We start from the raw sequence: 24,630 nt of genomic DNA, 5'->3' as shown, positions 1-24,630 counted from the left end.
GACGATAGTTTAACTGAGGATAGACCATAAGTACTGTTGGATAGGAGTAAGCCGGAGCAAGGCATTTGAGGAAAAGGCACTGAGCCTTACTGACGTATGCGTAGCACGAGCAAAACCAGTCCATTTTTTACATACTTAGTTCAACCGCTCTACACGGAACAAAATGTAGGGTGGGCCTGTTTTTATGCCCACGCGTCCATAGCCTAAGCCGGCTGCTGCTGAGTCGTGCAATGAATACCGCCACCGCATGCGGCAATGGCGTCGATATTCAGCTGCACCACTTCGCGCTCGGGGAACAGATCACGCAGAATATCCCGAGTATTGCGGTCTGCCTTCACATCGCCAAATTCGGGGGCGATGACGGCGTGGTTGCACAGATAAAAATTGATATATCCTGCAGCAAAGTCATTGTTTTTATACTTCTTGCGCACAGACGATGGCCCTTGCAGCACCACCACATTTAATTTACGCCCCTTGGCATCGGTGGCTTTGCGCAGTATTTCCAGGTGACGCTTGGTTACGGCATGATCATAAGAAGCAGGATCGCTATCAAAGCCTGCCACCACTACACCGGGGCGGGTAAAGCGGGCGTAAAAATCAGTATGCCCATCGGTAATATCGCGCCCTGCAATGCCGGGTAGCCAGATGATTTTGCTGACACCGAGCAGCCGTTTTAGCTCCGCCTCGCACTGCGCCTTGCTTACGCGAGGGTTGCGATTGGCATTCAGTACGCAGCTTTCTGTGATGATGGCAGTGCCTTCGCCATCCACCTCAATCCCTCCGCCCTCCAATACCAGCGAAGTAGTCAGGATTTTTTGCTTTAAAGACTGGCCCATAAAACCTGCCACTTTTGCATCGTCCCCATGCACCTGCTTATTACCCCAACCGTTAAAATTAAAATTCACCGCAGCACGCTGGCCTTGCGTATTTTTTACAAACACCGCCCCCGTATCCCTCAGCCATAAATCATCAATCGGCTGCACGATCAGCTTAACCCCTGCCCCGCATTTTTTAGCAGCAAGCGCATAGTCTTCTTCACACACCAGCATATTAACGGATTCAAAAGCCGCAATCGTAGCGGCAATCGTCGCTAAATTATCATGCGCCCCTACTTGTAAACGCCTGTCCAAGAATCCTGCACTAGGAGCAAAACCCATCCAAGTTGCAACATGTGGCTCGCCTTCCTCAGGCATGCGCCAGCCACTCTCGTCCGGTGCGGCAAAAGCAAGATTATTCAATGGGCTAGCTACCGTTCCAGCCATCAAAAGAGCGCCGGATCCTAGCAAGCTCTGCTTTAAAAAATTACGTCGTGTTGTCATATTGAATTTATTCCATTCTAAAAAAAGGATTGCACATGCTCTCGGCAAAAAAGTATTGTGCATCCATGACATACCTGATGAATACTGATGTTTTTTGCCATAACTAATTAGGTTTTCTCATATGTCGGCCCAGCGCATTCCTTCGCTCAAACTCCTTATCGGCTTTGAAGCCGCCGCCCGCCTCGGGCATTTTTCGCGAGCGGCAGACGAGCTTTGCCTATCGCAATCAGCAATTAGCCATCAGATCAGTGATTTAGAAAAACAACTTGGCCAGCCGCTTTTTCATCGAGTTGGCCGTGGCGTGGAGCTCACCGTAGCCGGTGAAGTGCTGCAGCGCAGCGTGCGGCAATCAATCGACATGCTACAAAACGGCTTAAACAACATCGCCACTTATCTCGACTCTGGCTTAGTGAGCATCGTTTGCCCAGCCGCCCTGCTGCATGGCTGGCTACAGCCCAAACTGAATCTCTTGCAAACTGCCTTGCCCGATCTTTGCCTTGTGCTCTCTACCGATGAAACTGCGCGTTTTATTGATGAAGTGGATGTGGATATCGCAATTGGCAATCGGCCAATTCAAGAAGCAGGCTTATTAGAGCGCCCTTTTTTGCAAGATGAATGGATCACCGTTTGCTCGGGCACGCTCGCCCATAAGCTGGCACCGCTGCCGCAGGAGCAACACCATTTGCACACGGGCTTACTGTGTTTAGAAGCCATGCTGACTAATGATCACACTGCCAAGCTATTTCAGGAGCAACTTGGCCCATTTCGTAAACAAACCATTTATGACGACTCCCGCCTGCTGCTCGACGCCGTGCTGCGTGGCTGGGGAATCGCCTGCATTCCCCGCTTACTCGCCACGGATGATTTAGACCAAGGCCGCCTCGTGATGCTGGCCGATTACCCACGCCTCAGCGGGCCAAGCTGGTGGATATCCAAGGTAGCAGGCCAGCCGCGGGCAGAGATTGTGCAGCAGGTGTTTGATTGGTTATTGCGGCAAGCAGGGCATTAAGCTGCACATTATATGGCAAATTCTTAGGTCCAAGCACGATAAGTGGAACAGGCAGAAATAAGCCAATCGCCGCACGGCCAGCAGCCGTATGTACCTTGTTGAGTGGAAAACGCTGATTAAGCATTAAAGGCAGAAGAAACCGCGATTAAATATCCTTTTTTAGGCGGTAATCATCCTATGCTTCTACCAACCTAACCCCTTAAATCGCTGCCATAGGCGGCCAAAGGAACCCGCTTGCTAAACGAAAGCCTCAGTAACCTTGACGAAAATTTCTTACGTAAATTATGTGATGATCATTGCCCTGAATCGAGCACCCTTGATTTTAAGCGTGAGCTCCCCAGAAATGGTGAAGGAGAAAAGAATGAGCTACTAAAAGATGTATGTGCTCTAGCGAACGCGGATGGTGGTGACCTTGTCTATGGTATTGCGGAGATTAATGGCGCTGCATCTGAGCTTATAGCCATTACCAATGAAGCTGCAGATGCAGTGAAGCGAAGAATTTCACAAGTGCTTGATGGCTTAGAGCCAAGGGTGCAAGGCATTAGACTTCAAGAAATTACTGTAGCGAACGGATATGTACTAGTTATTCGAGTACCTGCCTCTTTTGATGGCCCTCACTGCATCTATAACATTAATAAGCAACGAAGGTTCGTTATGCGAAATGGCACCAGCACCAGTGATTTAAACTACGATCAACTTCGCACAGCCTTCGACCGGACCGCATCACTGGCAGAACAAGCCCGACGATTTATTAGCGGTCGCCTTCAACTTATCATCGACAAAAACACACCAAAGCCACTTAAATTTGGATCCCTACTTGTGGTGCATCTTGTTCCTATTTTAGGGTTTACTGGCAAAAAAACGGTGGACCTGAATGCTCTTTATTTACATGAATATTCTAAATTTAAAGGGTCTAACTGGAGTACTCCTGACCGAGCCTTTAATTTAGATGGCCTCTTTATTTTTGACAGAAGCATTGAATTTGAATGCTGTGGTTATAGCCATATATTTCGGACTGGGGCGATAGAAAGTGCCGGTTACGGAGGTAAAGGCGTCGTTTTTTCACGGGCCATGTCAAAGTTCTTCCATGATATGTCCAACTTGCTTATTAAACAGGCCGCAGACTGGGATTTTACTGGTCCCGCAGTACTAAGCATTGCTGTTCTTAATGTCGATGGATGCAAACTTAGAATAGGAAAGGATCCATTCATTCAAGATAGCCATACCATCGTTGACAGGCCCCACCTTATTATTCCACCTGTTTGGCTAGAAAATATCGAAACTACAAAGATAGATATTGTTCTACGCCCGATGCTGGATATCTTATGGCAAGCTTTTGGTGAAGAGCGTTGCTTGGATTTTGATCCCAGCACAGGAGATTTCCGCCTTCGTCCCAAATAAATCCTTAGCAAGGCTTTGATTTTTCCAAACAGTGCAGGCAAGACTAAATACCCCCTCGCCCTAACTGCCTTGGCGTAAAACCAAATTCGCGCTTAAACGCGGTCGCAAAGTTGGCGAGATTGCATAGCCCACCAGCAGGACTCAAAATTCTCTTTGCAAGGTGGTGACATAACTGCCCTACGGCAAAGCCATTTGCTCCAGCGAGATCATACAAGCGGCATCTGATCATAATAATTCGATTAACTCCGCCACACGGCTGTGCGAACTAACGTTGATGTGCACTCAGCAACAGCCAGAGCTACAAGCTCTAAAAGCTGCTACGAACAGGGCCCCTGTACCACCCATCGTGCGTGCAAAACCAGCACCACAAACGACCTACACTAAAAATATCGACTCAACGGTATTTTCCTATGGCAATCACCGACTGGCCCGAAGACGAGCGCCCCAGAGAGAAGCTACTGGCCCACGGCGCAGAAAGCCTGAGCGATGCTGAGCTGCTCGCGCTGTTTTTACGCGTCGGCGTAAAGGGTAAAAGCGCGGTCGATTTAGCCCGTGATCTGCTGCTTTACTTTGGCTCTTTAGAAAAACTATTCCACGCGCCACACAATGCACTGTGCCAGATTCATGGCATGGGTTCGGCCAAGTACTGCCAGCTACAAGCCGTCCTCGAAATGTCCAAACGCGCGCTCAGTGAAGAGCTGCGCAGCAATGATGCGTTTACCTCGCCTGCATCGGTTAAAGCGTTTTTAAAACTACGGCTGCGCGGCTTGGATCACGAAGAATTCCACGCCCTGTTTCTAAATACCGCCCACCAGCTCATCAGCGCCGAAACACTATTTAAAGGCTCGCTCTCTGAAACCCGCATTTACCCACGTGAGGTTGCAAGGCGCGCTTTAACCCTGAATGCGGCCGCTGTCATCGTGGCGCATAATCACCCATCGGGCAGCCCGCAACCCTCTGATGCAGATCTGCATATCACCCAACAATTACGAAATACCCTAGAAATAATTGATGTACGCTTACTTGACCACTGCATTGTTGCCGCACATCAGGTCATCTCGATGGCAGAACTCGGCCTGCTCTAAATAAGCCAGTGTCAACGTCGATAGGAGAGAGATACTCCGGAGCCGCCATCATGCGTATCACACACAGCCAGGTCAGCCTTGTTGCTGAGCGTTATTTTCATTCCGAACAAACACAATCATTCCACATCAATCTACAAGCCGCCAACAGCCCTTCTCTACCTGATACTGAAGTAGAAATTTCCTCAGCGGCACGCAATCAATTTTCTTTAAGTACGCTTGATCAGCGTGTTTCACTGATTAAAAGCTTGCTGGAAAGTATTCTGGGTTATGAAATCAAATTCTGGGGCTTTGATGAAGAGGCGCCCGCAGAGCCAGCGCCCGAGCAAGCCGAACAAAACCCTCCACCGTCAGCGCAAGGTGGCTTTTCTATTGAATCGGCAAATCACTACTCAGAAACAGAAAGCACTCAGTTTCAGGCAAAAGGCAAAATACAGACGTCTGATGGCCGGGAAATTCAATTTGCAGCCGAGCTGTCTTTAAGCCGCAGCTACCAGTTTTCCACACAAACAGGTGTTTATTCCGGCAATCTGGAAAAACCAAAAAAAGACCCGCTAGTTATCAATTACGCCGCTCCTGCCGCCCTTTTGTCAGACAAAAAATTCAGTTTTGATCTCGCAAGCGATGGCTCGCAACAAAAAGTAAGCTTACTCAAATCTGGCAGCGGCTTTCTTGCTCTGGATAAAAATGAGGATGGCAAAATAAGTCAGGGCAGCGAGCTATTTGGCACACAAAGCGGCAATGGCTTTGCTGATTTAACGCAATATGATGAAGACAAAAATGGTTGGATCGACGAAGAAGACAGCATCTTTGCCCAGTTAAAGCTATGGATCAAAGATGATAGCAACAATGAACAGCTACTTAGCCTCAGCGATAAAGGCATAGGCGCCCTCTTTCTTGGCCATGCGAAAGCGAATTTTGATCTAAACAATCAGCATAATGAACAACTGGGCCAGATACGTGCGTCGGGTATTTATTTAAGGGAAGATGGCAGTGGCGGCAGCATGCAGCAAATTGACCTTACAATCTGAATTGCATAATAAAAGCAGGTAAAAATACCATACCCGAGGGGTGTGTTGCGCCTTAGATACAGCTCTCTGCTATTTCCTGTAATTCGATTGCGACTGCAATAGTGAATAGCCTCTAATAAGGCAGGCATCGGCCTGCTGAAGCAATAATTCACACCAAGGAATAGAGATATGACTATTGCACGTTACAGCCTTATCGCGGCTGCCATCCTGACTCTCGGCGCTTGTGGCAAACAAGAAGCCCCCAAAGATGTGGCCAGCCAAGCGGCTGCTGAAACAGCTCAGCCTGCTGCAAGCAGCAGCGGCGACACAGTAAAAATCGCTCACTCAGCCCCGCTTACTGGCAATAACGCTCACTTCGGTAAAGACAACGAAAATGGCACACGCATGGCCATTGACGAAGTCAATGCTGAAGGCGGCGCGGATATTGGCGGTAAAAAAGTAAAATTTGAACTGGTTTCTGAAGACGATCAAGCCGATCCTAAAACCGCAACCACCGTGGCCCAACGCTTTGTCGATATGAAAGTCGCTGGCATTATTGGTCATATGAATTCTGGTACATCCATTCCCGCATCCAAAATTTATGCTGACGCTGGGATTCCACAAATTTCCCCATCAGCAACTGCCGTTGCTTACACAGCACAAGGCTTTAAATCTACTTTCCGCGTGATGAGCAATGATGCTCAGCAAGGTAAAGTACTAGGTGATTTTGCAGTTAAAAAACTAGCTGCCAAAAAAGTAGCCATTATTGATGACCGTACAGCTTATGGCCAAGGCTTGGCGGATGAGTTTGAAAAAGCAGCCAAAGCAGCGGGTGCTGAAGTGGTTAAGCGTGAATTCACCACCAATCAGGAAACCGACTTCAACGCCATTTTAACCAGCATTAAGGGCGCAAAGCCTGATCTGGTGTTTTATGGTGGTATGGATGCGCAAGCCGCACCGCTTAAAAAACAAGCTAAAAAACTGGGCATTGTCGCAAAGATTATGGGCGGCGATGGCACACAAACCCCTGAATTTATTAAACTAGCGGGCGCTGATTCTGAAGGCATGGTGTCTTCAAGCCCTGGCCAGTCAAAAGAAAGCATGCCCGGTGGCGCTGAATTCTTAACAAAATTCAAAACCAAGTTTGGCGTGGATGTTAATCTCTATGCGCCTTACAACTATGACGCCACCAAAGTCATGATTGAAGCCATGAAGAAAGCAGGCTCGGTGGATCCTGCCAAGTACCTGCCTGAGCTACAAAAAATCGAATACAAAGGCGTTACTGGCGTCATTAGCTTTGATGAGAAAGGCGATATTAAAAATGGCCCAATCACCGTTTACCAAGTAAAAGGTGGTAAGTGGGAAGTCATCGAAGTGGTAGCAGGTGAAGCAAAGTAAGCTTCATTAAAACGTCATTAAAAAAGGCGACCCTTGTGTCGCCTTTTTTTTAAAATAGCAGACTTGGATTCGCTAGCGAATAGCTTGGCCTTGATCTAGGATAAAACGGCATTCAAATAAAAATGCACGCAATACGGGAGAGCGAGACCATGAAACTTGAAGAAGTCTTTGAACAAACGCATAAACTGCCAACCATACCCAAAGTGGTTCAGGAGCTGATAGACAGCTTTAGCAAAGATGATATTGATATCGAGACCATTGCCAAGAAAATCGCACTCGATCAAGTCATTACCGCTAAAGTGCTGCGCTTGGCTAATTCTGCGCACTTTGGTTCATCCAGGCAAATTGCCTCAGTGAATGAGGCCGTCGTTGTCCTTGGTTTTAACACCGTACGCACCTTAGTCGTTGCATCGGGCGTTACCGGCGCATTTATCACTACACCGGGCTTCGATCGCAAGCGCTTCTGGAAACACAGCCTGCGCGTTGCAACACTGGCTAAATGGCTATCCAAACAAACCAAATACAATGGCGAAATTGCCTTTACCACCGGCATGATTCACAGCATTGGTGAAATGCTGATTCATATTGTGGCGCCTGAGCTTGCCGCAAAAATTGATCAGTATGTAGAAAACGGCGCAGCTGACCGGGTGGCCTTAGAAACCAACAATATTGGTTTTGATTATGTCATGGTGGGGGAAGAGCTTGCCCGTCGCTGGAATTTTCCGGTAGAAATCCAAATGGCTGTTAAATATCAGAACATGCCCAGCGAGCAGGATCCAAGCTCAAAACTCAGCCATATTTTGCATCTGGCGCTCCACATTGCCCACCATGAAACCACAAGCGAAAATGAGCAGGCATTAGCCAATAGCTTGCCGGCATCCTCGCTTGATGCGCTTGCCCTTGATGTGGATGCTTTAAGTATCCACCTTGCAGAGACCAAAGAACTTGCCTCCGGCATGGAAGAAATGATCGGCTAATTATTTGCCAAACCGTGCCCTGCTGCGGGCTAAAAACAATACACCCGCCTCACAAAAAACCGGCAGCATGGCCGGTTTTTTGATGTGCAGGCAATGAAAACCGACCCAAAATAATACTCAATACGCATTAATGTCTGAGCTAGTAAAACACAACCATCTCAGACGCCTACAATGCAAAAAAATAGCGTTTAAAATGCGGGATTAGCCTGATATTCAAATCAGAGGTCAACACTTAGTCTTGTCTTGCCGGATGCCTCATAGCAAAGAATCGGCAAACCACCCAATGCGGAGATTTAACAATGTTCAGCAAAAAAAATATAATTCTATTGCTCGCCAGTGCCTCGTTGTTTACTACTCCTGTATATGCCGCCAAGGTTTATCAAGTCGCAACCGATGCCGCATATGCTCCATTTGAATCCGTAAATGAAAAAAAAGAAATCGTCGGCTTCGATATGGATGTTATTAAAGCTGTTGCACTCAAAGCAGGCATGGAAGTTCAGCTGCACAACACCCCTTGGGAAGGTATTTTTGCGACGCTTAGCTCTGGCGATCGCGATTTAGTCGCCTCTGCCGTAACCATTACCCCAGAGCGCAAGCTCAGCATGGACTTCTCCGATCCTTACTTTGAAGCCAAACAACTGATTGCTGTCGCCAAGAAAAGCAACATCAGCAACTTTACAGCACTGAAAGGTAAGAAGGTGGGCGTACAAACCGGCACAACCGGTGATGAAATCGTTCAAAAGCTGCTAGGCAAAACCAGCCCAAATATCAAGCGCTTCGAATCCACACCTTTAGCCATTAAAGAGCTGCAAAATGGCGGCGTTGATGCCGTTGTTGCTGACAATGGCGTAGTGGTCAATTTCATCAGCAACAACAAAGCATCCAATTTGAAAACCATTGATGATGCAACTTTCGCAAAAGAATTCTACGGCTTTGCTGTAAAGAAAGGTAATAAAGAACTCTTAGAAAAACTAAACAAAGGCATCGCCGCAATTAAAGCCGATGGTACTTACGATAAAATCCACAAGAAATACTTCGGTAACTAAGCTTAATCATTTAAAATCGGCTTAACTCTTCATAAGCGCAAACCTGCTGGCTTGCGCTTTTTTATTCCGCAATCTGAATATGGCATGACAATGGATTTCATTACCTTTTGGCAACAGATGCAAACCGCCGTTCCCCTCCTTTCTAACTTTCAATTACAGATTGTCTGGGAATATCGTTCACTCTTTATCGATGGCATGCAGATGACCATCGGCATCACCCTGATTGCCGTGGTATTTGGTACTTTAATCGGTTTATTTGCAGGGATGGCACGCCTTGCTGATGTAAAGCACGGCCTCTGGAAATACCCTGTACTCCTCCTCATCCGCTGGCCTTCATCTGCCTACGTCACCTTTTTCCGCGGCACGCCTTTATTTGTGCAAATTTTGCTCACCCACTTTGCCGTCATGCCCATGCTGGTCCATCCAACAGATGGCTTGTTGATCAGCGGTGATCTGGCCTCAACCCTTCGCCAGGATTACGGCGCATTTATGTCGGGCCTTGTGGCACTTACCCTTAATGCGGGCGCTTATATCACCGAGATTTTCCGTGCGGGTATTCAGTCCATTGCCAAGGGCCAGTTTGAAGCATCACGCTCCCTAGGGATGAATTACTGGCAAACCATGCGCTTTGTGATTATCCCGCAAGCCTTCCGCCGCATGCTGCCTCCACTGGGCAATGAAGCTATTATGCTGCTCAAAGACAGCTCGCTGGTATCCGCTATTGGTCTGGCTGAGCTGGCTTACGCCGCCAGAACTGTGGCGGGCGCCTACTCCCGCTACTGGGAGCCTTACCTTACGATTTCCTTCCTCTACTTAATTCTGACCCTGTTAATGGCTGCAGGCGTCAATAAGCTAGAGAAACATTATCAAGCCAGCGGCGGCATTCACTAAATCACGCCAGCCCCAATAAAATCGGGCACGCTAGGCAGTCAAAAGGGCGGGGATCTGTGCATACAGAACCCCGCCCTTTTTTTAACCTGATCCGGCCATATTGACTTCCCAATACTTGCAATGCTTCGCATTTACTGGTTTATAAGCTGCGGCTCTCAATCGCCATCATTTTACATAGCGATCTAACAAACGACGTAACTCGCCTGATTTTTTCATAGATGCCAGCTCTTTATTAAGCAAATCTCTTAACATTTCACCAGCCACACTTTTTTTTGTAAACATCATATAAAATTTATTTTCTTCCACACCGGGCAATAAAACCATTCCAAGCTGCGTATCACCCATAAAATCATAAATACCAACTTCACCCATCCCCACAATCGCTTCAATATCCTCAGCAAACACATCAATCCGCCCAGCATATAGCATTTTAATTAAAGCCAGATAGTTTACCGTTCTGCTTATATTATTTTTATTCACTGAAGTCAGCGCAGAATAAGCATAACCGCTAATTCCGCCCATTTTATAATGATTTAAATCGGCGGGTGATTTAATGTTCAATCCAGCAGGATATGCTTTTTTAGAATAGAAATAGTAATAATGTGTTTGATAGAATGAATCCGAAAAATAATACAGTTGCTCTCGTTCAGGGTTTTTTGTGGCATTTAATATCATTTGATATTTTTCGCCCTTTTCCACCTCAAACAAGCAGCGTTTCCAAGGCAATAAATCAATTTCATAGTTTATTTTATGCTTTGCAAAAACAGCTGCAATCACATCAATAGAAAAACCACTGAGCTTATTTGTCTTTATTTTACCTTGCCGTGCATAGTAAGTATAAGGTGGCCATTCTGCAGCATCATCACAAATTTTAATCACGGGGCCTGCTGCCTGCACAGGAGCAAGCCACAAAACCAAAAACAGAGAATAAAAAAGGAAGTGCATAAAACCTCCATAGCCGCTACGCCAGTGTAGACCACTATGTATTCAGCAAGCGATCCATCGCATTTAAAAGCTCGCTCCGCCCCGCTAAATCACTGACATACCAAAGTACAGATAACGCCTCGGCCAGAGTGGCTATATGGATAATTACTGCGCAGCTGTAAAGCAAACTGCAATAGATGCTGAGACCAGTCAGCATCAGAGCATTCTCGCCAAGGCAGTGAGGCCAGTAAATGATCATCTGTTTTCCCGTACTGAACAAATACCGTGCTCATAATAGATTGGTAAGCCTGCTGTATTTCATCCGCATTCAGCCCTATTCTGGCTTTATACAACCAAGCCAGCGCAGTGATGAGCAAAAAACCCTAGAAACCGTGCGCTTAACTTTAATACGCTGGCAAAATCAAATCACTGTGTGCTCACTGAGCAATCCTCAGCGACCCCATAGCATGCTATATATCGTCCATTGTGGAAAACGCAACCGCAAGGCATTGAGCGCTAGAGCGGCTTTCACCCGATGAGGGTCTTCCACTTCGGCAACGGCCAAGAGCGCAAAAGGAAGAAGTTTTTCTAAAGAGAGGGAATGCAGATCAGCGGATGGCATGGCGATCTTTAGTCAAAGAAAACCATGATAAAACGAAGACAATTACAGATCTAATTCATTAACACAATGATATTGATAGTTTGGCGTAATCGGCAAGTCAACGCGTGAGCAGAAACACCCACGCGCTAACCGCAATGACTCATAATTATTTTTTGTAAAACTCAGGCGCGCTAAAGCAAATACCAGTAAGTACAAAAGGCACGAAAAACAGATCACTTCTCATGATTTTCTCTGTGAAACGCTGTGTCCTCCGTGCTCTTGTGGTTCAAGATTTGGGTTTTATTCGCCTACCTGAGTCGTTACAATTACTTACTCATTTCACGCTGACGACGGCTCTCAGCAAGGATAATCCCGCTGGCAACCGATACATTCAGGCTTTCTACCGAACCAAACATCGGGATCGACACCAAGGTATCGCACGATTCACGTGTCAGGCGGCGCATGCCTTCGCCTTCGTTACCCAATACCCAAGCCAGCGGGCCGGTTTGGTTAAAGTGATGCAAATCAGTTTTAGCATCCGCATCTGTACCCACAATCCAAACACTCTGGTCTTTTAAGTCACGTAAAGTACGCGCCAAATTAGTCACCATAATGTAAGGAATAACTTCAGCAGCGCCGCAAGCCACTTTAGAAACGGTGGCGTTAATGCTCACTGATTTATCTTTAGGTGCAATCACAGCATGCACACCCATCGCATCGGCCACACGCAGGCAAGCGCCCAGATTATGCGGGTCGGTGATGCCATCCAGAATCAGCAAGAACGGTGGCTCGTTCAAATCTTCCAGCACATCTTCCAGCACCACATAGGATTTGCCCGCATCGATCATAGCGGCTACACCTTGGTGGCGAGCGTGGCCAGTCATGCCATCCAAGCGTGCGGCATCGACCATAATCACGTGCACGCCCTGCTGCTCTGCTAATTTCAGCAGCTCTTTAGCGCGCGGATCGCTGCGGCTACCGTTAAAAAACAGCTCTAATACGCTGTCTGGAAAACGCTTAATGCGTGAAGCGACGGCATGAAAGCCATGAATTAATTTTTTTTGCATCTTTTTATTACCTAAATAAAACGCCGATCCTCTTTATAGATCACCCACACCAATCAACTTAAAGATGATTTTATGCGGTGCTTTATAAAGTGGAATCGGCTGTGACTAGCCCTTGCCGGGCCAAGTAAAGCTCGAGATCGTCAGCCGACAATGCACAGGAATATAAATACCCCTGCACACTATGGCAGCCGCTTTTGCGCAAGAATACCATTTGTTGAGACGTTTCTACGCCTTCACCCACTACAGAAAGGCGTAATTTACGCGCCATGGCAATAATTGCCTCGGTAATTGCCGCATTATCCGAATCATCCGGCAAGCCTTCAACAAAAGAGCGATCAATTTTCAGACTATCAATGGGGAAGTGTTTCAGATTAGATAGCGATGAATAACCCGTACCAAAATCATCAATCGCCAGCATTACGCCCATGGCCTTAAGCTCGTTCAGCGTCTGCACGGCGCGCTGCGGATCTTGCATAATCATGCTTTCGGTAATTTCCAGCTCTAGCCGCGCGGCAGAAATCCCCGTTTTAGCCAGCGCAGCTTGCACCTGCTGAACCAGATTCGCTTTTTGAAACTGTCGGGGCGATAAATTAACCGCCACATGGGGAATATCAAAACCAGCATCAAGCCAAGCTCTCATTTGCCTACATGCTTCAAACAAAACCCACTCACCAATGGCTACAATCAAACCATTTTCTTCAGCTAATGGAATAAAGCTCACAGGGGGCACTAAGCCTAAGCTGGGGTGATTCCAGCGGATTAAGCTTTCTAAGCCACTTAAGCGGCCGCTGACTAAATCAATTTTAGGCTGGTAATGCAGGCAAAACTGCTTACGCTCTAAAGCATGACGCAGGCCGTTTTCCATCATCAGATGCTCAAACGCCATTTCATTCATATTCGCGGCAAAAAATTGCACATTGTTTTTGCCGGTTTCTTTGGCACGATACATCGCAACATCGGCGTTTTTAAGCAGCGATGCCGGCGTTTTACCATCGCAAGGGTAAACACTCACGCCAATAGAACAGCTTACAAACAACTCCTGTCCATTTATCAGGCAGGGCTGGATTAATGCTTGGCGCAGCCCTTCGGCCACTTGCCCCACTTGCTCAAGGCATACTGCGTTTTCAAGCAGAACAGTGAACTCATCGCCACCAATACGCGCCAATACATCTTTAACACCCAAACTATTTTGTAGGCGCTCTGCCATAATAATCAGTAAGGCATCGCCCACTTCATGCCCTAAGGTGTCGTTAATGGTTTTAAAACGATCCAAATCAATAAACAGCACAGCAAATTGGCCATCTTTGGCTTTTTGTACCGCACTATTGAGCTGATCTTGCAGCGCCATCCTGTTATATAAGCCCGTGAGCGGATCATGATTAGCCAGATAAAACAACCTTTGCTCTGCTTCTTTTCTATGGGTGTAATCAGAAAAAACACCCACATAATTACTCATTTTGCCTTGCTCATCACGCACCGAACTTATAGATAACCACGCTGGGTAGATTTCACCATTTTTACGCCTGTCTTCCATCTCTCCCTGCCAATGCCCATAGGTATTCAGCTCGGCAAGCATGGCACCATTCACGGCCCGCCCATAGCCACGATAATTAAACATCCTCGAAACACGGCCAATTACCTCTGTAGAATCAAAGCCGGTAATACGGCTAAAAGCAGGGTTCACCGCCACAATGCGGGCATCGGCATCGGTAATTAAAATTCCCTCGCTGGCATTACCAAACACCTGAGCCGCAAGGCGCGTACTTTTGGCGGCAAGAAATTCTTCTTGATTTGAAGCGGCCAGCACCACCCCCGTCACCACCACTGACAGCAGCAGCAATAAGCTCGATAAAAGCCCGCCTGACCAAGCCGTGCCAGAATGGAAAAACACCGCTAATAAAGCGACGATGACTCCAAGCACGCCATTGCCCACATGGCCTAGGCGTAAGGCAGACCAAATCATCAGAGGGAATAGCAAAAACATCAGCTCCTGATAACCATTAAGCTGAGTAAGCAAAATGGCACCCAAACCTGCAATCGTCACAATCAGCAGCATTTCTGGCAAGCGGGCAGGCCAGATCATGGCGCGCTGATGCAATAAGCCCAAGCACAGGGGAACAATAATCAGGATAAATAAGGCATCGCCCAGCCACCAGGAAACCCAGTCGAAAAATAGCACCATTGAAGGGGCAGGAAAGAAAGCACTTTGGATAAGTACACCACAGCTTGCTCCAACAAAAGCCCCAACCAAGGGCCCTGCCAGGATCAAACGTAAGCTATCTTTCACCCTTAGCTCACCATCCAACGCAAACCGTGGCAATAAAGAAACGACCAGTAAGGGCTGAAGTACATCAAGTAAAGAGAGCTGTACCACTCCCCAAAAAGGGTAAGATTGCAAAATGGGCAGCAACCAAGAAACAGATGCAAGGGTCAGTAAGGTACGGGGGCCACAGAGTAATAAAGCCGCCACACCGACACCTGTGTGTACATTAAATAAGTGTTGTCCCGATGATAACTTCCAGCTAAGCAAACTAGACAGGCTATATACCGAAGCAATAAGAAGCTGCTGTAGCCATGGCCTACGCATTAATATTGCTCTCCCTGAGCGAATCTTTTTTATAACTGCTATGTACTATCGACACTCATTTCATAGCGGCATTGGCTCGTAAAACAAATAGCCGCACAAGCAGGATCTGCTCTTCAAGCGGCTTATTTCACCTGAGCATCAAGACGGGCAACCTGCCCTTTCGCCTTGATATCTTTCCAGTAGCGATGCCTTTCTTGCCCCTATTGTGGCCAGTGATCACAACGATCCGGCACAAATACGAAACAAATCTACGCAGAGTGTATTACACGCTAATCTAATATTTGGTAAGCATCATTAGATAGTTGCTCAAAAAAATCAAGCCCCAGCTTTCTCAAACAGAACAGGCAGGACGGGTATAATCCGCCACTACGCTTTCTAAGAATGCCATCTGCCATGACGCTACCTGCACTCCCTCTTAACGGTCAACGCACCCAAATCCATGCCTTACATGGCTCGGGTGATGCTTGGGCCTTAAGCCATTACGCCAATATGGCCCATCCCCTAGTGGTGTTTACGTCCAATGCGCAGGTGGCCAGTCGCTTAAAAGAAGAGCTCGCCTTTTTAGCGCCACAAAAAAACATCGTCCTTTTCCCCGATTGGGAGACACTGGCTTACGATCACTTCAGCCCGCACCACGATTTAATTTCAGAGCGCCTGGCAGCGCTCTGGCAAATTCGTCAGAATCAAGCGGATGTTGTCATTGTGCCAGTGCAAACCGCCATGGGTGTTTTGCCCCCTGTAGAGTATCTGGCGGCTTACACCTTTTTTATCAAAAAGGGCGAGCAGCTAGATGCAGATCAGTTGCGCGCCGATATGGCCTTTGCTGGCTATAGCCATGTAACACAGGTATACGGGCCGGGTGAGTTTTCGATTCGTGGCGGGCTGATTGATTTATTCCCAATGGGCTCTACCCTGCCGTTTCGCCTTGATCTATTCGGCGACACCATCGAAACCATCCGCACCTTTGATGTGGATACCCAGCGCAGCCTTTACCCTGTGCCCGAAATCCGCCTGCTGCCCGCACGCGAGTTTCCGCTGGATGAAAAGGGCCGCACTCAATTCAGGCAGCGCTTTAGGGAAGTCTTTGAAGGCGACCCAAGCAAAGCACGTATTTATAAAGAGATTGGCAACGGCAGCACCCCAGCGGGGATTGAATACTATCTGCCGCTGTTTTTTGAACAAACCGCCACGCTGTTTGATTACCTACCCAAAGACGCTGTTTTGGCGCAGCACGGCGAGCTATTGCAAGCCGCCGAGCAGTTCTGGGCAGAAACGAGCGATCGTTACCGCAATCTATCTGGCGATAAAGAACGCCCCATTCTTGCGCCCAAAGATCTCTACCTCACCCCAGATGCGCTGTTTAGCGGTTTAAACAAACATCGCCGCATCGAATTTATTGCGGGTGACTCGGCCTTTACTGCCGCCCTGCCCGCTCTCAATGTGGACCGACGCAGCGACAACCCAATCAGCAAGCTCACCGATTTTATCGCCAGCTATAACGGGCAAATTTTGCTCTGCGCCGAAAGTCTGGGCCGCCGTGAAACCATGGCGCAGTTTTTTGCCGAATATGACCTAAAGCCTGAGCTAATCGAAAGCTGGGCCGCCATTCAAGAAAACAAAACCAGCAAAGTGCTGCTGACCGCCGCACCGTTTTATAACGGCTTTATCTTAAATGATGGCGCTTTAGCCATTATCACCGAAGCCAATCTTTACGAAATGGTGGCGCAAAGCCGTGGCAAGCGTCAGCAAAAGCGCAGCAATACCGATGCCATGCTGCGTGATTTATCCGAGCTAAAAATTGGCGATGCGGTGGTGCACGAAGGCCACGGCATTGGCCGCTATTCTGGCCTGACCAGCATGGATTTGGGTGAGGGTGAAACCGAACTAGTGGTGATTGAATACGCGGGCAACGACAAGCTTTATGTACCCGTTAGCCAGCTACACGTCATCAGCCGTTATTCTGGTGGCAGCGCAGATGCAGCCCCTCTGCATAAACTAGGTAGCGGTAGCTGGGATAAATCCAAACGTAAGGCCGCCGAGCAAGTCAGGGACACTGCCGCCGAACTGCTTAATCTTTACGCCCGCCGCGCCGCACGTAAGGGCCACGCCTTTGAATGGGATTTCCACGATTACGCGGCCTTTAGCGCTGGCTTTGGCTTTGAAGAAACCGCCGATCAAGCCGCCGCCATCGAAGCGGTGTTGGTCGATATGCGCATAGATAAACCGATGGACAGGCTGGTGTGCGGTGATGTGGGCTTTGGTAAAACCGAAGTAGCACTGCGCGCCGCCTTTGCCGCCGTGGCAGGTGGCAAGCAAGTGGCCGTGCTCGTGCCCACCACCCTACTGGCCGAGCAACATTTCCAGACCTTTAGCGATCGCTTTTCTGACTGGCCGATTAAAGTAGCGGAAATCTCACGCTTCAGAAGCGCTAAAGAAGCAGCCGCAACGATGAAAGGCATGGCGGAAGGCACGGTCGATATCGTGATCGGCACGCATAAACTGGTGCAGCCGGATGTGGAATTCAGTAAGCTGGGCCTCGTGATTATCGACGAAGAACACCGCTTTGGTGTGCGGCAAAAAGAACAGCTTAAAGCGCTGCGCGCCGATGTGGACGTGCTCACCCTCACCGCCACGCCAATTCCGCGCACGCTGGCGATGAGTCTGGAAGGCTTGCGTGACTTTTCCGTAATTGCCACCGCGCCCAATAAACGCCTTGCCGTTAAAACCTTTCTCGCCAAATTTAGCGACGGCATTATCCGCGAAGCGGTACTGCGCGAGCTCAAGCGCGGCGGACAGGTGTTCTTTTTACATAATGAAGTCGACACGATCGACAATATGCGCGAAAAACTCAGCACCCTCCTGCCCGAAGCCCGCGTTGGCGTGGCACACGGCCAGATGAGGGAACGTGACCTTGAGCATGTAATGAGAGACTTCGCCCAGCAGCGTTTTAATATTCTGCTCTGCACCACCATTATCGAAACCGGGATCGACATTCCCAACGCCAATACCATTTTGATGAACCGTGCCGATAAATTTGGCTTGGCGCAATTGCACCAAATGCGCGGCCGCGTGGGCCGAAGCCATCACCAGGCTTACGCCTACCTACTTGTACCCGAGCCGGAAGCCTTGACGGGCGATGCCAAAAAGCGCCTCGAAGCCATTCAAATGATGGATGAATTGGGTGCAGGGTTTTATTTAGCGATGCACGATCTGGAAATCCGTGGCGCGGGTGAAGTACTGGGCGATTCACAATCGGGTGAAATGCAGGAAATCGGCTTCTCGCTCTACAGCCAGATGCTCAAAGAAGCGGTTAAATCACTCAAAAAAGGCATTGAGCCTGATTTATCGCAGCCGCTCGGGGTGACCACCGAAATCAATCTACGTGCCCCTGCATTGCTGCCCGCCGAATACTGCCCGGATGTAAACGAGCGGCTCAGCCTCTACAAGCGCCTTGCCCATTGTGAAAGCAATGAGGATCTGGATGATCTAATGCAAGAGCTGATCGATCGCTTTGGCCTCTTGCCTGCGCCTGCCAAAGTGCTGCTCGATTGTCACCGCCTGCGCATGATTGCAGGCACGCTGGGCATTGCTAAAATCGATGCGGCCGACAATGCCATCGTGATCAGCTTTACCACTAATACCGTGATCGAGCCGATGAAAATCATTAAGCTCATCCAGAACAAAAAGAACTACAAAATGAGCGGCCAGGATAAATTGCGCGTAGAAGGCAATTGGCCGGAAAGCACCCTGCGGGTGGTGAGAGTGAAAGAGCTGTTGCATGAGTTAAGCCATTGAGGCGTTGATATACCCTCGGGTTATCCTTAAGGTGGGTTAGGCCAATTAAAAATACCAAAGAAAGAGGCAACAGTTTGCTGGCCGTAACCCACCACAGCGCCATGGTGGGTTACGGCCGAAAGAGATCAGCCCCAATCAGCATCAAGATGCGGCCTAACTCGCCCTACGATAGCGCCTACAAAAGCATATAAAGCACAAATGAACTCAGAACCCAAGTCAACACCACCCAATAATTTGCCCCGCTATCGCTTAATCACCGGCCCCGATGATGCGGCATTCTGCCATCGCATCAGTGAAGCACTGGCTCTGGGCTATCAACTTTATGGCTCACCTGCGGCCACTTTCAACGGACAGAATGTCATCGTGGCCCAAGCCATACTCTGGCCTTCACTTTAAATTAATGCTCACATTACCCAACAAGCCACTATGCCCCTGACCCACAAACTCTCTGAACTTCATCCCGATGATCTACCGCTGATCTATGCCATGGCGCTGCTTCAAGAGCCAATGCCACAAGTTCGGCTGATCACGCTGATGCAGCTGCGTAAAGAAAAAATGGCCAGTGGCGATGCTTATGATCAGCCCATAATCAAAACCTGCATTGCTCGCTTGATGCTAAAAAAGATGGTCACCTTGCATGCAGGCATGGGCTATGCAATAGAAGATGAATATATTTTCCCCGCTTTACTTAAGCTTAAACAAAGCGGCTGGCTACCTAGCTGGGTGGGCTCGGCCCGTGATTTACTCACACAGCAGCATGAATACTCTCCATGGAAAAACTATCCAGAAGACTTTTGCCGACGTGAAGTGATGTTCTCTGCTTTTTGCGGGCAAATTGAAATCGTCAATGAATGGCGGCAGCGTATGGGCATGGCCGATAGCCTTGCCTTACATTTTTTTGAGAGCGACAGCGGCCAACTTTTATTTAGCCTGCTCGATGACGATATCCAAAGCCAGCTTCTGCAAGATGCTTTACAAAGCAGCGCATGGAATCTTGCCGATTGCAGCGCAATTTATCAGTACACCCTCAGCCTGTTTGAGCAAAGCTTTTACGAATGGCCGCTACTGTCTGCGCAACTCGCCGCCCATGCCCTGCTACGTGGTGACTTTGCCCAGCTCAAGCTGATCCAGAAAAAAACACCTGCGCAATTCTTAGCCGAAAACCTAGCCGCACTCGCCACCTTGCGCGGTGAATATGGCATTGCAATCGAGATTTACGACGCGCTGCTTAAGGCGCTTAAACAGGGAAGTGGCAAGCGTAAGTACTTTCTAAGTGATAGCAACGGCCTGCTCTATACCGTGGCGCTCTTGGGGCTAAATACCCCTGCCAGCCTCAAGCTTGCCAAGGCGCAAGTTGATGAAGGCCAAAAACAAAAACACGCTTATAGCTATTTTGCGCTCCATCCCTTAGTCGATCATCTGGCACAAGGTACGCCGCTGATCAGCGCCCGCCCCGGCTATATTCATCAGCCGAGTGATTGCGATGGCCTATTTGAAGCGCTGGCCTTTTTCTGGCAAGACGCCGATGTAGACGATAGCTGGTGCCAAAAGCTCATTACCGCCAGAGCCAAGGCCAGCAAGCATGGCTATCAATGGATTGCTGCCGAGCTGGATGTAGTGCTCTTCCAGCAATTTGGCAAGCCGCTGCTCTACCCCGGCTGGCATGCCCAGCAGCAACTTACCCCTTTGATTTCGGCCATTAAGCGGGAAGAAGGCTGGCAGCGTGCACTTATGGCACTGAGCCAACTCAAAGCAGGCGCCCCTGCAAACACCAGTGATGTGCGTATCGCTTGGCTGATCGAAACAAATCACGGCGATATCCGGATCGACCCACGTGAGCAAAAGAAAAGCACAAAAGGAATCTGGAGCAAGGGCCGTGCCGTGGCGCTACGCCGTATGCTGCAAGAGCAAGACACCCTGCCGGGCATGACGGATCAGGACAAACGCGTCGCCAGCTGTATCAGAAAATCGTACAACAATTATTACGGCGGCAGCGATTACGAGCTGGAGGCCGAAGCGGCTATCGGGCATTTAATTGGCCACCCCGCGCTATTTTGGTTTGATGCGCCCGATGTGCGCATCGACATTGCCAAGGGCGAAGTGGCACTGCTGCTTAAAGAAAAACAAGGCCAGATCACCCTGCAACTCGATCCCGAGATGGATAGCAATGCAGCGCTGATCTGGAAAAAAGAAACCCCAACCCGGCTCGTGATCTACAGCTCCAGCCCTGAAATCAAACAAATCGCAGGTATTTTGGGCACAGGGCTGGCCGTGCCAGTGGCCGCTAAAGCACAGCTAGTGGATGTGATTACCGCGATTGCGCCGCATATTGCCATTCACTCTGACCTGCCCGAGCTGGCCGCCCATGTGGATAGCGTGCCAGCGGATGCCACTCTTTATGCGCATCTTTTACCGCTGCAAGAAGGCCTGCGGATGCAGCTACTGGTGCGCCCGCTAGCGGGTGGCAGCTGGATGACGCCCGCCAAGGGCAGCGTAAATGTGCTGGGCGAGATTGACGGCAAGGCCGTGCAAGCCGTCCGCGATTTAGCCGCAGAAAAGAAACGTTTGAAGCGTGTAGTGGATGGCTCGCCGACCCTCAGCCAAGCCGAGCAAAATGGCATTGAGTGGGAGCTATTCCACCCCGAGCTTTGCTTAGAGCTGCTGGCCGAGCTGCGAACCTTTGGCGAAGACACCCTGCAACTGGTCTGGCCCGAGGGCGAGCGTTTCCGCTTAAACAGCACACGCGGCCTCGCGCAAATGTCGCTCACCGTCAAAAAACAAGGCGAGTGGTTTGTAGCCGGTGGCGAGCTAACGCTGGATGACGGCCGTGTACTGGCGCTGCGCGAGCTTTTGCAAATGATGGACAAAGCCGAAGGCCGCTTCTTGCCGCTGGGCGATGGCGATTATTTAGCGCTCACCGCTGCCTTTAAAAAACGCCTCGACGAATTGCGCGTGCTGGCCGAAGTCAACAAAGACGGCCTACGCATCAGCGCCCTGACCGCGCCGCTGCTGGCCGAGCTAGCGAGCGAAGTGGGTGATTTGCAAAGCGATGCAGCTTGGCAGGAGCAAGTGGCCAAGCTGGATTCACTGGCCGATTTTCAGCCCAAAGTGCCATCCACCCTGCAAGCCACGCTGCGCGATTATCAATTGGAAGGTTTTCAATGGTTATCCCGCCTAGCACGTTGGGGCGTAGGGGCGTGTCTGGCCGACGATATGGGCTTGGGCAAAACCGTGCAAGCACTGGCGCTGCTGCTCACTCGCGCGCCGCAAGGCCCTGCGCTGGTGATTGCCCCGCTATCGGTAGCGCTAAACTGGCAGGCTGAAGCGCTGCGCTTTGCGCCTACGCTTAAAGTGCAGACTTATCACAATAATCGTGCGCTAACCGATCTTGGGCCTTTTGATTTGGTGGTCGCCAGCTACGGCATGTTGCAGCAAGACAGCGAAGCCTTTGCCGCCCAGCACTGGCACACCGTAGTATTGGATGAGGCGCAGGCGATTAAGAATTCCGCCACCAAACGCAGCCAGGCTGCGATGGCGCTCAATGCCGATTTCAAAGTGATTGCCAGCGGCACACCGGTGGAAAATCACCTTGGCGAGCTCTGGAATCTGTTCCGCTTTATCAACCCCGGCCTGCTCGGGTCAAAAGAGCGTTTTGCCGCCAAATTTAGTGGCCCGATTGAGCGCGGGGACAAAACCGCCAAACAGCATTTGAAAAAACTGATCCAACCGTTTATCCTGCGCCGAACCAAGACCCAAGTGCTGAGCGAATTACCGCCGCGTACCGAGATCACGCTTAAAGTCGAATTATCCAAAGACGAGCGCCATTTATATGAAGCACTGCGCCAGGAAGCGGTAGAAAAACTAGATGCCGCAGGCGCAGATGAAAACCGCGCCATGCGTGTACTGGCCGAAATCACCCGTTTGCGGCGCTTTTGCTGCAATCCTAAGCTCACGCTTCCCAATTCAACCCTAGAAGGCAGTAAACTCGCCGCCTTTGGCGAAATCACTGAAGAGCTGCTAGAAAACAATCACAAGGCACTGGTGTTTAGCCAGTTTGTCGATCATCTGGCGATTGTGCGTGAATGGCTGGAAGAAAAAGGCATCAGCTACCAATATCTGGATGGCAGTACGCCGATTATGGAGCGCAAAAAACGCGTCGATGCTTTTCAAGCCGGGATAGGCGATGTGTTTTTAATCAGCCTAAAAGCCGGTGGCACAGGATTAAACCTGACCGCAGCCGATTATGTGATCCACCTTGACCCATGGTGGAACCCCGCCGTTGAAGACCAAGCGTCCGATCGAGCACACCGCATGGGGCAGCAAAGACCGGTGACAATTTACCGCCTCGTGGCGCAAGACACCATCGAAGAGCAAATTTTGGCCCTGCACGCAGAAAAACGCGACCTCGCCGACAGCCTGCTCGAAGGCGGAGATGCCACAGGCAAGATGGACACGGCAGCGCTGTTGGGATTGCTGCGAGGTGGGAATTAAACGTATGGAATGAAACAAACCCAAATCTTGAACCACAGAGTAAAAGGAGGACACAGAGTGCCACAGAGAAAACCTACCCTCTGGTTTAGAACTTCTTTGTGCTCTCTGTGTCCTCAGTGGTTCAAGATTTAGCTTCCTCGGTGCGCAACGACTGCGTCGTTGTACACCCTATGAAACGTCAAAGGGTGTGCAAGTCGTTTTTCTTGCACACCGTGTGTGCTGCGGAACAAGAAACCGTTCCACACCCTACGGAACTTTGTAAAAATTTTTGATTCACCGTTTTACACTTATTGGAAATACAGTATGTCAGCACTAAAGCAAGCCGAACTTGAACGCCTTGATGCGTTTTTAATGTCTGATGCCACAGGCGCAGAGACCATGGATCTGGAAATGATCGATGGTTTCTTTGTTGCACTAGCGATCAGCCCGGAGCAAGCGCCCGAAGAAGAATGGTTGCCGCATATTTTTGAAGGCCAAGCACCAGAATTTAAAGATGCGGCAGAAAAAGACGAGATTATCGAATTAATCCGCCGCCATCACGCCGCCATTCAAGCTGCGTTCTCGCTCAAATCTCGCAATAAAGAAACTGAAGAGCCTTTGTACGTGCCTATCGTTTTGCAAGACGAAGGCATTGATGAGAAATGGCGTGAAACGCTGGGCGCTTACTGGGCCTCAGGCTTTAGAGCCGGTGTTTTACTGCGTGAAGACCTTTGGCAAGATACGCTGGATGAGAACGAAGACCTCTACGAAATCGTTGCCAAGATTCTGACCCTCGAGCTTGGCCATCATCCAGATGACGAAGAACTGGTGCTGAGCATCAAGGCCCGTGATGCGCTGATTGACGAGCTGCCTTGGCTGATTGAAGACGTGCTGCACTGGTGGCTGAACAAGCAATTTGGCAAGGTAGAAACCATTGTGAATGACGGCCCCAAAATTGGCCGTAACGATCCTTGCAGCTGTGGCAGCGGCAAGAAATTCAAAAAATGTTGCGGTGCATAATTAGCACAGAATAAACCAGCAAAGAGGCAGAGG

The 24,630-nt window shown here is 49.3% G+C and carries 18 protein-coding genes; 12 read left to right on the top strand and 6 right to left on the bottom strand.

Annotated elements, in window-relative coordinates:
• Positions 1 to 203 precede the first annotated feature (203 nt).
• Positions 204 to 1,262, bottom strand: coding sequence for an agmatine deiminase family protein (locus tag VN23_RS03820; RefSeq protein ID WP_231743336.1), 1,059 nt, complete (start codon positions 1,260 to 1,262; stop codon positions 204 to 206).
• 178 nt (positions 1,263 to 1,440) lie between these two features.
• Between VN23_RS03820 and VN23_RS03815 the strand changes: the two genes are divergently transcribed.
• From VN23_RS03815 to VN23_RS03780, 8 genes are all read left to right on the top strand, one after another.
• Positions 1,441 to 2,328: a LysR family transcriptional regulator gene (locus tag VN23_RS03815; RefSeq protein WP_046353144.1), complete on the top strand. Its 888-nt coding sequence runs from the start codon at positions 1,441 to 1,443 to the stop codon at positions 2,326 to 2,328.
• A gap of 234 nt (positions 2,329 to 2,562) precedes the next feature.
• Positions 2,563 to 3,729 carry an AlbA family DNA-binding domain-containing protein gene (locus VN23_RS03810; protein ID WP_046353145.1) on the top strand — a complete coding sequence of 389 codons (1,167 nt, stop codon included), beginning with the start codon at positions 2,563 to 2,565 and terminating at the stop codon, positions 3,727 to 3,729.
• A 410-nt stretch (positions 3,730 to 4,139) separates the two neighbouring features.
• The gene (gene radC / locus VN23_RS03805; protein ID WP_046353146.1) at positions 4,140 to 4,814 is read left to right on the top strand and encodes a RadC family protein; all 675 of its coding nucleotides are present in this window, start codon (positions 4,140 to 4,142) and stop codon (positions 4,812 to 4,814) included.
• Positions 4,815 to 4,864: 50 nt separating this feature from the next.
• Positions 4,865 to 5,842, top strand: a complete 978-nt coding sequence (locus tag VN23_RS03800) for a hypothetical protein (RefSeq protein ID WP_052746740.1) — start codon at positions 4,865 to 4,867, stop codon at positions 5,840 to 5,842.
• A 168-nt stretch (positions 5,843 to 6,010) separates the two neighbouring features.
• A complete protein-coding gene (locus VN23_RS03795) occupies positions 6,011 to 7,219 on the top strand; it encodes a branched-chain amino acid ABC transporter substrate-binding protein (protein ID WP_046353147.1) in 1,209 nt (402 codons plus the stop codon).
• A 149-nt stretch (positions 7,220 to 7,368) separates the two neighbouring features.
• Entirely contained in the window at positions 7,369 to 8,196 is an 828-nt protein-coding gene (locus VN23_RS03790; RefSeq protein WP_046353148.1) for an HDOD domain-containing protein, read from the top strand.
• Between the two features lie 299 nt (positions 8,197 to 8,495).
• Positions 8,496 to 9,242 (top strand): basic amino acid ABC transporter substrate-binding protein, encoded by a 747-nt coding sequence (locus VN23_RS03785; RefSeq protein ID WP_082752574.1) that lies wholly within the window; start codon positions 8,496 to 8,498, stop codon positions 9,240 to 9,242.
• A 90-nt stretch (positions 9,243 to 9,332) separates the two neighbouring features.
• On the top strand, positions 9,333 to 10,133 hold the full coding sequence (locus tag VN23_RS03780; RefSeq protein WP_082752573.1) for an amino acid ABC transporter permease: 801 nt from the start codon (positions 9,333 to 9,335) through the stop codon (positions 10,131 to 10,133).
• A 165-nt stretch (positions 10,134 to 10,298) separates the two neighbouring features.
• On the opposite strand, the gene VN23_RS03775 is transcribed toward VN23_RS03780, so the two are convergent.
• The 5 genes from VN23_RS03775 to VN23_RS03760 form a co-directional block, all read right to left on the bottom strand.
• Complete coding sequence (locus VN23_RS03775) at positions 10,299 to 11,078, bottom strand: substrate-binding periplasmic protein (RefSeq protein ID WP_046353149.1); 780 nt, start codon at positions 11,076 to 11,078, stop codon at positions 10,299 to 10,301.
• An 89-nt stretch (positions 11,079 to 11,167) separates the two neighbouring features.
• Complete coding sequence (locus VN23_RS21690) at positions 11,168 to 11,434, bottom strand: hypothetical protein (RefSeq protein WP_156455112.1); 267 nt, start codon at positions 11,432 to 11,434, stop codon at positions 11,168 to 11,170.
• Positions 11,435 to 11,508: 74 nt separating this feature from the next.
• Positions 11,509 to 11,679, bottom strand: coding sequence for a hypothetical protein (locus VN23_RS21685; protein ID WP_156455111.1), 171 nt, complete (start codon positions 11,677 to 11,679; stop codon positions 11,509 to 11,511).
• A gap of 305 nt (positions 11,680 to 11,984) precedes the next feature.
• A complete protein-coding gene (rlmB, locus tag VN23_RS03765) occupies positions 11,985 to 12,725 on the bottom strand; it encodes a 23S rRNA (guanosine(2251)-2'-O)-methyltransferase RlmB (protein WP_046353151.1) in 741 nt (246 codons plus the stop codon).
• Between the two features lie 82 nt (positions 12,726 to 12,807).
• Positions 12,808 to 15,312, bottom strand: coding sequence for a bifunctional diguanylate cyclase/phosphodiesterase (locus tag VN23_RS03760; protein ID WP_062654810.1), 2,505 nt, complete (start codon positions 15,310 to 15,312; stop codon positions 12,808 to 12,810).
• Positions 15,313 to 15,705: 393 nt separating this feature from the next.
• Here VN23_RS03760 and mfd point away from each other — a divergent pair, with 393 nt between their 5' ends.
• The 4 genes from mfd to VN23_RS03740 all read left to right on the top strand — a co-directional run bounded on the left by mfd (position 15,706) and on the right by VN23_RS03740 (position 24,597).
• The gene (gene mfd / locus VN23_RS03755) at positions 15,706 to 19,107 is read left to right on the top strand and encodes a transcription-repair coupling factor (RefSeq protein WP_046353487.1); all 3,402 of its coding nucleotides are present in this window, start codon (positions 15,706 to 15,708) and stop codon (positions 19,105 to 19,107) included.
• Positions 19,108 to 19,305: 198 nt separating this feature from the next.
• Positions 19,306 to 19,503: a DUF1737 domain-containing protein gene (locus VN23_RS03750; RefSeq protein WP_046353152.1), complete on the top strand. Its 198-nt coding sequence runs from the start codon at positions 19,306 to 19,308 to the stop codon at positions 19,501 to 19,503.
• A gap of 30 nt (positions 19,504 to 19,533) precedes the next feature.
• The gene (locus VN23_RS03745; RefSeq protein WP_046353153.1) at positions 19,534 to 23,598 is read left to right on the top strand and encodes a DEAD/DEAH box helicase; all 4,065 of its coding nucleotides are present in this window, start codon (positions 19,534 to 19,536) and stop codon (positions 23,596 to 23,598) included.
• A 303-nt stretch (positions 23,599 to 23,901) separates the two neighbouring features.
• Entirely contained in the window at positions 23,902 to 24,597 is a 696-nt protein-coding gene (locus VN23_RS03740) for a YecA/YgfB family protein (protein WP_046353154.1), read from the top strand.
• The last annotated feature ends 33 nt before the right edge of the window (positions 24,598 to 24,630 follow it).

Origin of the sequence: Janthinobacterium sp. B9-8, assembly GCF_000969645.2 — a bacterium.
Classification (GTDB): domain Bacteria; phylum Pseudomonadota; class Gammaproteobacteria; order Burkholderiales; family Chitinibacteraceae; genus Iodobacter.
The sequence above is the reverse complement of the archived record's forward strand: the minus strand, read 5'-3'. Positions and strand labels throughout refer to the sequence as shown.